The 10,080-nt window shown below is 57.8% G+C and carries 4 protein-coding genes and 5 pseudogenes; 4 read left to right on the top strand and 5 right to left on the bottom strand.

Annotated elements, in window-relative coordinates; translation table 11 throughout:
- Positions 1 to 115: DUF736 family protein (locus HJC00_RS32035; protein WP_221165095.1), on the top strand; the 115-nt coding region annotated here is incomplete at its 5' end.
- Positions 116 to 151: 36 nt separating this feature from the next.
- Here the strand turns inward: HJC00_RS32035 and HJC00_RS32030 are convergent.
- From HJC00_RS32030 to HJC00_RS32020, 3 genes and pseudogenes are all read right to left on the bottom strand, one after another.
- Positions 152 to 2,593, bottom strand: coding sequence for a TOTE conflict system archaeo-eukaryotic primase domain-containing protein (locus HJC00_RS32030; protein WP_221165202.1), 2,442 nt, complete (start codon positions 2,591 to 2,593; stop codon positions 152 to 154).
- Positions 2,594 to 2,768: 175 nt separating this feature from the next.
- Positions 2,769 to 2,918 (bottom strand): annotated as a pseudogene (locus HJC00_RS32025) (DUF736 family protein); the annotation flags it as partial.
- Between the two features lie 398 nt (positions 2,919 to 3,316).
- Positions 3,317 to 3,907: pseudogene (locus tag HJC00_RS32020) on the bottom strand (ArdC family protein); the annotation flags it as partial.
- 677 nt (positions 3,908 to 4,584) lie between these two features.
- On the opposite strand from HJC00_RS32020, the gene HJC00_RS32015 reads away from it, so the two are divergent.
- Positions 4,585 to 6,675, top strand: a complete 2,091-nt coding sequence (locus HJC00_RS32015) for an AMP-binding protein (RefSeq protein ID WP_221165201.1) — start codon at positions 4,585 to 4,587, stop codon at positions 6,673 to 6,675.
- Between the two features lie 7 nt (positions 6,676 to 6,682).
- Positions 6,683 to 8,557 (top strand): hypothetical protein, encoded by a 1,875-nt coding sequence (locus HJC00_RS32010; RefSeq protein ID WP_221165200.1) that lies wholly within the window; start codon positions 6,683 to 6,685, stop codon positions 8,555 to 8,557.
- A gap of 115 nt (positions 8,558 to 8,672) precedes the next feature.
- Here HJC00_RS32010 and HJC00_RS32005 read toward each other — a convergent pair.
- Positions 8,673 to 8,970: pseudogene (locus HJC00_RS32005) on the bottom strand (IS3 family transposase); the annotation flags it as partial.
- Positions 8,971 to 9,023: 53 nt separating this feature from the next.
- On the opposite strand from HJC00_RS32005, the pseudogene HJC00_RS33255 reads away from it, so the two are divergent.
- Positions 9,024 to 9,358: pseudogene (locus tag HJC00_RS33255) on the top strand (transposase); the annotation flags it as partial.
- Positions 9,359 to 9,777: 419 nt separating this feature from the next.
- Here the strand turns inward: HJC00_RS33255 and HJC00_RS32000 are convergent.
- Positions 9,778 to 10,080, bottom strand: a pseudogene (locus HJC00_RS32000) (transposase); the annotation flags it as partial.

Raw genomic sequence — 10,080 nt, 5'->3', positions numbered from 1 at the left:
AACGGGCGCCGAATACCTCTCGCTCAAGCTCGACGATCCGTCCTTCACGGCGCCGGTCTACGCCTCCCTCGTCCAGGGCGATAAGGGCGAGCACAAGCTCATCTGGTCCCGCTGACCAACACCAAGGCGCTCCGCTCAAAGCGGGGCGCCCTCATTCGATCACATAGCCCAGCGCGCGATAACCCACGCGTCGCTTTGCGGCCATCCGGGCCAGAACGGGAACGGTGCTATCGACATAGTCGACGACCAAAACGTCCCGCTTACCATCATGCTGGCGATGCAGACGGCCGACATACTGCGCCAGAGTTCCCTTCCAGGCGATCGGCATGGTCAGGAACAACGTGTCGAGCCTGGCGTCATCGAAGCCCTCACCGATATAGCGGCCTATCGCAAGTATCAGGCGCTCATCATCGTCTGCGACATTCAACGCCGAGTTGGCTTGCTTGCGGTCCTTCGCCGACATGCCACCGCGCAGCACCACCAGATTTTTCACGAACGGTGAGAACTTCTGCTGGAGATAATCGAGGTGATCCTTCCGCTCCGTCAGCAGGATGGGCGAACGTCTGGCCTCAAGGGATTTCAACACGTCATCGAATATCAGATCGTTTCTGCCTTCGTCCTGCGCAAGGGCTGCATAGATCGCTGGCATTGACGGGCGCTCGGCCGAGGCGAGCGACGCTGGCAACTCAAACTTCGTCGATCGGTCGCGGGCACGGTGGCGAATACCACGCTCGGCAGCTTGAACTCTTGCATCGACCCGATGGCGAACGGGGCCGCATTGCATGAAGATGATGGGATGATGACCGTCCTTTCGGGCAACGGTGGCAGATAGGCCGACGACATATCGCGCCTTGGATCTGCGAGCGACAAGCTCAAAGCTCGCAGCGGACAGATGGTGGCATTCGTCGACAATCAGATGACCGTAATTGCCGACGATGTCATCGACCTCGCCATTCCGAACCAAGCTCTGGATAAGCGCCACGTCGATGATCCCTGTTGGCTTCCTTTTCCCGCCACCGATGATGCCGATCTGCTTTGGGTCGATGTTCAGGAAGGAACTCAGGCGCTCCACCCATTGAGTCAGAAGCTCCCGGCGATGGACAAGAACCAACGCGTTGCGCGCCCGATGTGCGATAAGCGCGGCTGCGACAACCGTCTTGCCAAAGGCCGTCGTGGCGGCAAGCACCCCGGTGTCGTGGGCGACAAGAGCATTAAAGGCCATCGACTGGGGCCGCCGCAGTTCGCCCTGGAACGCAACACCGACAGGTAGCGTAGCGCCATCTTCGCTGAGATCCTCCAAAATGGCGGTCGCGCCAAGGCTCTTGATCAGTTCAACTGTTTCGTCGAGACAGCCTCGTGGCAGAGCAACATGGCGTGGGTGTAGCTCAGCACATGAGATGATCCGCGGCTTGCCGAATGTCGGCAAGCGCATTGCTTGTGCGCGATAGAATTCCGGGTTTTGGAATGCTGCTAGGCGCACGAACTGCGCAATCAACACGGACGGAAGCTCTGTCCTATCGATGTAGACCTGATCGGCGACCACGACCTTAATGCTTTGCGGGATCGCAGCCTCTATTCGCCGCGGTTCGCTACGACGCGACGGTAACATCTTCCAAGGCTCGTCGGCATGTTCGTCATCGACCGGCATCCGGACGCCCAAGACGCGCCCCGACAATTCGGCTTCGTCGGCGATCCTGAAGACTTCGTCCGCCGACAACCTGGGTAAAGACGACAGGTATGCCCACTGGTCATCGTAGGGTCGTAGGTCGCCATCGACAAAAACGCTGTTTCCATTTTCGCGGGCTTTCCTTTGCAGGGGAAGCGCGATCAGATTGCCGAAGCCGCCAAGTGGCATCGTGTCCTGATTGGGAAAGAAACGGTCATAAGACGTGAAGCCGATCTCAGGGCGGCTCTCCATCGTCTCTGTTATCAGCGCGGCACCCAGTTGACGGGCGATCCTGGCCGGAATGGGCTCGGCGAAGAATATCCAGACATGGCCTCCGTTTCCCGACCTCGAGCGTTCGAGGGCTGCGGCAATACCTTTTGCACGACACGTTGCCAGCAAAGCGCTGGTATCATCCACCCAGCTTTCCTTGTCGAAGTCAGCAGCAAGGAACCAGCATGTCTCGTCCTGCAGCAGTGGATATACGCCAGCAACAAAGTCGCTTGAGCGAGCGTCGCCGCCACGGAGGTGCTTTTCGATGATATCTTCGGAATATGCGATGAAAGCCTGATGCGGGCAGTCCCCACATTTCACCTTCGGCTTGCCGCAGATTCCTTTCGCCCACTCATTAGAACAGGCCGGTGAATAACCGGAGCGTCCGTCCTTCTTGTTGTTCCAGCGAACCGGAAAGACGTCGGGACGTCCGGCAAACAACTGCCGGAACAACTGCACCTTTTCCACTGACGGTGAGCTGTTTGTCACAGGAGCGTCTGCGAAGACCGGCTTATTTGCGTGGGCCTGGCTATCTGAAATCAGCTGCTGCTCAAACGCTTCAAGCTCACGCTCAAGCGCTATCCGTTCGTCATTCAGATTGGCTAACCGCCGTCGAATGCGAGCAATGTTCTCCCAAGCATCATTCTTTTCCGCCAACTTTGCAGCTCTCGCCTAAACTGATCGTGGGTATCAGCATAGGCCAAAGGCGTCCCTATTTTAAGACGCACTATCCATCACAGCCTCCGGGATTATGCGGAGCAGAATCCGCCGAAATCATCAGCAAATCAAGCCTTCAGCGACCAGCACTCCGCATAATCACCGTCTCAGCATAATCGACGGCACCCGCGTAGATGCGGAAGTGCGGGCCCTTGTCGGAGGGATTTTCGATGTGGGCGATGCGAGCCTTTACGTTGAGGGCGAGGGTGCGGATCGAGCCGGTGAAGCCGGTTTCGGTAGAGGTGAAGGTGCCGATGGTAGCCATTGTCATGTTCCTTTCGTTGTTCGGGCCGCGCCCTTCGCGGCCTCGATGACTGTCGCAAGAACCGGGACGATCGAAACGCACCTGAAAGGCCGGAATGAAATGGAGGGCGGCGGGGAGGAACTTTGTTGTTCCGCGAGCAATGGCGGCGCAGCCGCCCGGGGAAGAAAGTTCCGGAGCGCCGTTGCGGGAACACGATCGAGGCGAAGCCGCTCTCCGGTCAGACATGCCTCATCGAGTCCGCAGAGGGGAGCGCCGGCAATAATGAGGGGAAGGAGCAGGGCGACGGATACAAGCACGCCATTCGATCCCTGTTCAAACGGCTCACAGGTGAAGCCGCTCCGGGTGCGGATCGATGGCGCGGCCATCTCGACATCGTGCTCCCCAAACGCAAGTTGCTTTAGCGTCGCATAGTAGCTCGCCGCGTCCCTGAAGCTATCAAACGGCGGCATCTGGATGAGGTGGGCGGCGGGCGCGAAGAACGCCTGGTTTCCGCCATGACGGATCAGCGCGGTCCACATGCGCAATGCCCTCGACCGGATCGAGGACGGGATCCGGGCGACGGAAATAATGGTCGGGAGCGCCGTCGATCTGCTCGACGTTGAAGACCGTGTATTCCTTGAGGAACGGGATTTCCCTCTCGATCTCGCCGCCATCACCATCCGTTTCGGATTTGGTGAAGCGGCTCGCGAAGACTACCGTAGCGCCGGTCTCGCCCCTGCGCACGGCCGCCCCAATTCGAGCGCCTGCTTGAAGGTCATCCACATCGGCGAGGAATAGCCGCGCGCCATGCCTTCCGACTAAAGCAGCAGTATATTCATGCCGGAATAGGGCCGGCCGTTGTGGCGCAGCGGCCAGGTGATACGGCCGTTCGTATTTGCCGCGTTGCATGGCTTCATCGAAGGCCGAACGCCATTTGTCAGGTCCTCGGTGATCTTGTCAGTGATCCTTGTGTAGATGTCGGCGCGCTGGTCTTCATCCTTCCTGCTCATGTTCAATCCTCCGGCTCCAGGAGGTCGCGCTAATCGCGACCCCGTCACGGCGACCCAAAGGGCGGAGCGGAAAGGGATGAGGGCACCGGGTCGGCCGGAACGGACGCGGAGGACGGCGGTGCCGTTGCCCGAAAACCATGCTCCGCCAAGACTAAAGCCGGACCGGGTGGCGATTGGCCGATCATCGTGCAACATTTTCCAAGGCCGTCGGTACGCCCTTCTCGTCATGGAATAAGGCGGGGCCGGACCCCCGCCGGGAGCGCCCTCAATCGAAGGCCGACATCTGTGCTTCGGCCGCCTTACGATCGAGGGAGTGACCCGGGTTTTGGACGGGCCGACCGAAGGGTTTCCAGGTCTCGCCGAGGATTTGATTGTATGCTGCGACGGCACCCTCCGCGGCCATCCGTGTGCTTTCCAAGATTACATTTGAAACGATGTGTTCGTTGACACTCCGCAGTGTAAATCATCTAATCGCTTTATTCATAAGAGAGGCGATATTGCCCTGACAAATCATCCTATTACCCAAGAATAACTCATGGCGACGCAGTCAGAGACCACTAAAGAACGAATATATAAATTTTCAAATTTTGAACAATAGCGCCCAACGATGCTCTTTTGCTCTCCGTGACGTTATCATCTTGCGGAATAATCTTTCTCCAATCTGGAGGTGGAAATGCATGCACGTAGTTAAGACCGAAATCGCGGCAGATTTCGCGCTACCCCAGACACTCGTTGAACTCCTGGGGCAGCGCGCCGCTTCATCATGCGACGGTTACACCTTTCTTAAGGGCGGCGAGATCGAGACTGGGTCGCTTGCCTTTGACCAACTTGATGGACGCGCGCGGACGATCGCAACGGAGTTGCGATCGTCCATCCCGCCGGGTTCGCGGGCATTGTTGCTTTATCCGCAAGGACTGGATTTCATCGAAGCGTTTTTTGGCTGCCTTTATGCCGGCGTTATTGCCGTGCCTGCCTACCCGCCAAAGCGCAATCAGAAGAATCTCCGCCTGCAGGCGATCGTCCATGATACTGATGCGGCCGCCGTTTTAACCGTTTCACGGCTCGCCGATGAATGCTCGCGTGCATTTGCGTCTCGGCGACACGTCACCCGGATCATCACGACCGATCACATCAGCACTCAGGATGCCACAGACGCGGCGGCGCTCGTTTCCGTTGCTCCAGATACATTGGCATTCTTGCAATATACATCGGGCTCGACGGGGTCGCCGAAGGGCGTGATGGTCACGCATCGAAATTTGATCGCAAACCTTTCATCTCTTGCGGCGACTTACCGGACTGACCCGACGAGCACCATGGTGACCTGGTTGCCGGCGTTCCATGATCTTGGACTAATCTACGGCCTGCTTCTGCCGCTATACGGTGGCTTTCGATCCGTTCTCATGGAACCGGCCGCCTTCTTTCAACGACCCGCGCGCTGGCTGGAAGCAATCACCAAGTATCGAGGCACACATGCGGGCGGACCGAGTTCGGCCTACGAACATTGCGTTCGCGAAGTCACCGACGCGGAGCGCGCGGGACTGGATCTGAGTTCATGGGCGAGCGCGTTAAACGGTGCCGAACCTGTTCAGGCGGAGACGCTCGAGCGATTTAGAGCGCGTTTCACGGCAAATGGATTTCGCCCCTCTGCCTTCTCACCTGCCTACGGCCTAGCAGAGGCAACACTTGTCGTCTCTTGTGTGCACGGTGGCGAGCAAATGCAGACCTACGAGGTGGCTGCGGACGTTCGCCAAGGCAATAGTTATGTGGTACCCGCGACAAGTACCGCGACGGGTTCTCGTCTGGTTGGTTGTGGTCGCCTGATAGACGACTTCGAAGCGCGTATTGTGGATCCCGACACCTTGAACGAATGCACGCCGGGCCAAATCGGCGAACTTTGGATCAAAGGATCAAGTGTTGCGCAGGGCTATTGGCAGAAACCGAATGCCACGGATGAAACATTTCGCGCGCACATCAGGACATCTGAGACCAAGGGCGACAACTATCTGCGCACGGGTGACCTTGCGGCGCTAGTTGGCGACCAGTTGGTTATCGCCGGTCGCCGCAAGGACATGATGATCCTGCGTGGCCGCAACTTCTATCCCCAGGATATCGAATGGGCCGCATCGCAGGCTGACCCGGCGCTGCGCGGCGGCATCGGCGCCGCGTTTGCTGTCGATGAGATGGGCGACGCACGCATCGTCCTTGTTCATGAAGTTGGACGCGTGCATAGGCACAACATTGATGTTGATAGGGTGGCACGATCTATCTGCCGCGCCACGCTCGCCTATGCAGACGCTCCAATCGATGAAATTGTGTTCGTCATGCCCGGCCAAGTGCTCAGGACATCAAGCGGAAAGATCCAGCGTAGCGCATGCAGGCAAGCGCTCGCCGACAATACACTCGCGCTCGTGGGTCGGTGGCGCGCAACCGGAAATTTGTGCGGCGCCAGCGGCCCGGTTCGTATCGAACCGCCTCCATTGGGTGACGCTCCCCGAACGCTTTCGTTGGAAGATGCAATTCGGGATTTGATAGTCAAGGAAGTTGCGGCGACCTGCCATCTTTCGGCCTATCAGGTGAGTTCGTTCGATCCGCTGATCAATTATGAGGTCGACTCGCTCGCGATCCATTTGATCGCAATGCAGCTGGAAGAAATGTTGGGGATTTCGGTCGCAGCGGAGCAGCTTCTGCGCTTCCCAAGCATCAACGCCATCAGCATCCATCTTACTGGTCAACTCGGGAGAAACGACGTTGAGGTCCTTGAATTTTGAGACACCGATGAGTGCTCCTTCTCTGCACCCGATCAATCTAACCGCCGAGGCGCTGCTCAATACCCTTGCAGCAAAACAGATTCATTGCTGGGTCGATGGCACGAAGTTGCGGATGCGAGTCCGTCAGGGGTCGCTCGATTCGGAGACTCTGGAGGCGATTTCTCGCCTGAAGAGTGATCTCGTTCAGGCTTTGCAGGATCGCGATCGCGCCAAGGACGGCAATGTGGACAGGGAGGAGGCTAGCTGGCCATGCGTGATTGGGGCGTTGATCGGCGGCGTGGCTGGAGCGGTTCCGGTACTGGAGCCGACCAATATGGCGCGGCAGTTGCGGGTTACCTTCCGGCCGCTACCTGCAACAGCACCGCGCGCAATCGCTCAATTCGTGCGCCGCCTTGCAGAGATACTGCAAGAACATGGAGTACGAGTAGTCCCATGGGACGAAGCCGTAAAGCAAGGCGCTAATGTCGTCGACGGCAATGCACCATCTAGGTCAGGTCGTGAGAAGAGCAGGAAAATAGTCGCGAATGACATCAATGCCGTCATCGACGTCGAGCGAGCATGGACAGCTAGAGAACGGCTGCGTGTCTCGTTGGCCGAAACCTTCTACCGATGGACGCTGGCCAAGCGAAACGAGGGCCTTTCGATAACCCAGGTACTGCACAGGATTGCGTGGATTGATGATGATCTTCTCAACCGGCTTGAGGATCCTTTTCGTACGCAGATTGTGGTGGTACGCGCGCTGGATGAGGCGATGTTGCGTCGTGACGTGACTTATCGGGAAAAAATCCGCCACGGCCTGAAACTATTGTTTCGGTCGTTTGCACAGATCGCGCTGCAGGTCTCGCACGACAAACTGGCCGTTGTAAATCTCAATCTCTGCGACAGCATTTATCCTCTGGCGCGGCTATCCGAAACGGTCCTCACATCACTGATACCCAAGCTCTATGTACCTATCCGGCCAATTCCCATTAAGCGCTTCACCCTCGCCTCCTTCCAGCCTGAGAACTCTCGTTACGCCGAGCGACTGATCGAGCTTGGCCAGAGGATGCGCCCGACAGGTCTGTTCCCAGCAGGTTCGACACTGTCCAAAGTCATTCGTCGCCGTTCGCGTCGCGACATTTTCGAAATCATGGCGGATGGCCGCGCGGGTGTGTCTTACGGTTTCGTCGCCTATGCCGAACCGCCACGCTACGCGGACGGTCCTATCGAGTTGTCTAGGTCACAGTGGGCCAACCTGCGACCGCTGCCCCAGCTTGCTGAAACTCATGTCCGCCAGTCCGATACAGGCAGGTGGTTCATCAGTATCGGCGAGGGAGATCAGACAAGATTTCACCAAGTCCCCGATCTCTGGATCATCAGTTCCCGCTCCGGGGCAAACAAGACGGACCTTAGGGCCAAGGATGTGGTCCGGGTAGGCCTGTCGCGTGGCTCTCTGACGATGCAATCCGCGGAGGGCACCGAACTGGCCAAAGGCGTGCGCCCGTCATATGACCTCTATGTGATGTTCGCTCTCGCATTAGGCGCGGCGTTGTACTTCCCATCATTGATCCGCGAGGGTGCCCCCATGGTGCATTTCCACGGCTACCCGAGTCCCGATTGGTTTGCGGCCAATGAGCAATGGGCGGGCGCGCTCAATCCCTCAATGCCATGCGGAACATTCGAATCCGGAATATTCAATTTCCTTGCCATTGCTGAAGTCGCGAGAAGGTCAAACGTGACGCCCGATCTAATCACCGTTGTTGAGCCAGATCATGGCGTCAACATTCTTGCTGCAGATCCCGATCACCTCGTCGCGCGCGTCAACGAAGGCGTCGCATCCCGTCAAATTGAGCTGGGCGGCCGATTCTACCAGGCGTTGAAGAGCCATCAACGCGAGGGCTGAAGATTTGAGACACCGACAGTCGAGCTTGTACGAGCGGGATTCAGCAATGCAATCATCTGAGGTCTTGCTATTCCAACAGTGCACCGAAAAATGCTGAGTGCGTATTCCAGTTATTCCGACCGCCGAGCTTGCTTACCGTCAGCTTCTCTTCCCGATAGAGCCGGAAAAGCCTCTTGTGGTTCACAAGGTGGCCCTCGCGCCTGAGCAGCACATGAAAGCTTCGATATCCAAAGCGGCGGCGTTCATGCGCCAGCGCCTTCATCCGCTCGCGAAGATCATGGTCATCGCTGCGCCTGGTTTCATAACGGATGGTCATCCGGCAAGCCGGTGGCTTTACACGCCCGCCGTTCGCTCATCTGGTGGTGATCCATCAGATGAGCGACAGCTTTCCGCCTTGCTGCGGGCGTCACCACTAATAGGATGGTCCGCCTCGTCCTCACGTAGCATCATGAGGCAGTCAAACCAAATGCCACGACGCAATGTGCCGCGCCCAGCGGCTGTCTACGGAATTGATATTGGCAAGAACATATTCCATGTCCTCGGTCTCGGAAACGATGGCGTACCAGTCCAGAAGGTTCGCTTTCGACGCGACACGCTGCTGCAGTTCTTCGAGCGCGCAGCACCGACGATTATGGGGATGGAATCGTGTGCAGGATCTCAGTGGATCTCCAGGGAGATACAGAATTCGGACATAAGGTGCGCTTGATCCCGGCACAATTTGTGAAGCCCTATGTCAAATCGAACAAGAGCGATATCATCGACGCGGAGGCGATCGCTGAAGCAGCCACGCGGCCGACAATATGATTTGCTGCACTCAAGAGCGAGGAACAAGCCGATCTTCAGGCGTTGCACCGAGCTTGGTGTTCTCGTCCTCCAACGCTTGCCGATCGACTGACGTTGTCACGCTGCCGGTCAGCGCAAAACAAATTGCTGCTCTATGTAATCGCCGCTGGATGAAAGTTCAGTGGCATGTATGGACGGCCTCCGCGTGGCAAGGGGCAGTTTGGTGTTTCCGGCAGATTGGTCGGGTGCAGGCATGTATACGGCCTTTGATTGCGGCGCGTTCATGCCGCTGGCCCTGATGTAGTCCGCTGATCGGATCCCAGACAGGTCAACGCGCTTTCAAGCGGCACCCACTGATCGGGTTTGTCCGATTCCGGCTCGACCGTTCGCCATCACGCCATCAGCACCTCACCAATTTCTGCATTCTCTGTGAGCATTCAAAGGGCGGCGGTCGCCTCAAAGCGCCTGCCCGTCGTCATCAACGCCCAGACGATCCGCGCCATCTTGTTGGCCATAGCAACAGCGACGACGTTGTACGGCTTCTTCACCAGAAGTTCGACGGCCCAACGCGTCGGTGCAACTTTAGCCTTGCCGCTGAAACGAGCACCGCGTCCGCGCCCACAACGAGAAGCCGGCGGAGATAGGGATCGCCTTGTTTGCTGATCCTTCCGAGGCGGTCCTTGCCACCCGATGAGTTCTGCCGCGGCACCAGGCCTATCCATGCCGCCAATTGTCGGCCG

This window comes from Rhizobium sp. NLR22b (assembly GCF_019685295.1).
In the GTDB taxonomy this organism is placed as follows: Bacteria; Pseudomonadota; Alphaproteobacteria; order Rhizobiales; family Rhizobiaceae; genus Rhizobium.
Note: the sequence above shows the minus strand (reverse complement) of the source record. Positions and strands in the feature narration are given on the sequence as shown.

Bases quoted from the DNA above. Each gene is read 5' to 3' on its own strand.
- HJC00_RS32015 (WP_221165201.1), top strand. From the start codon at position 4,585: ATGCACGTAGTTAAGACCGAAATCGCGGCAGATTTCGCGCTACCCCAG.
- HJC00_RS32010 (WP_221165200.1), top strand. From the start codon at position 6,683: ATGAGTGCTCCTTCTCTGCACCCGATCAATCTAACCGCCGAGGCGCTG.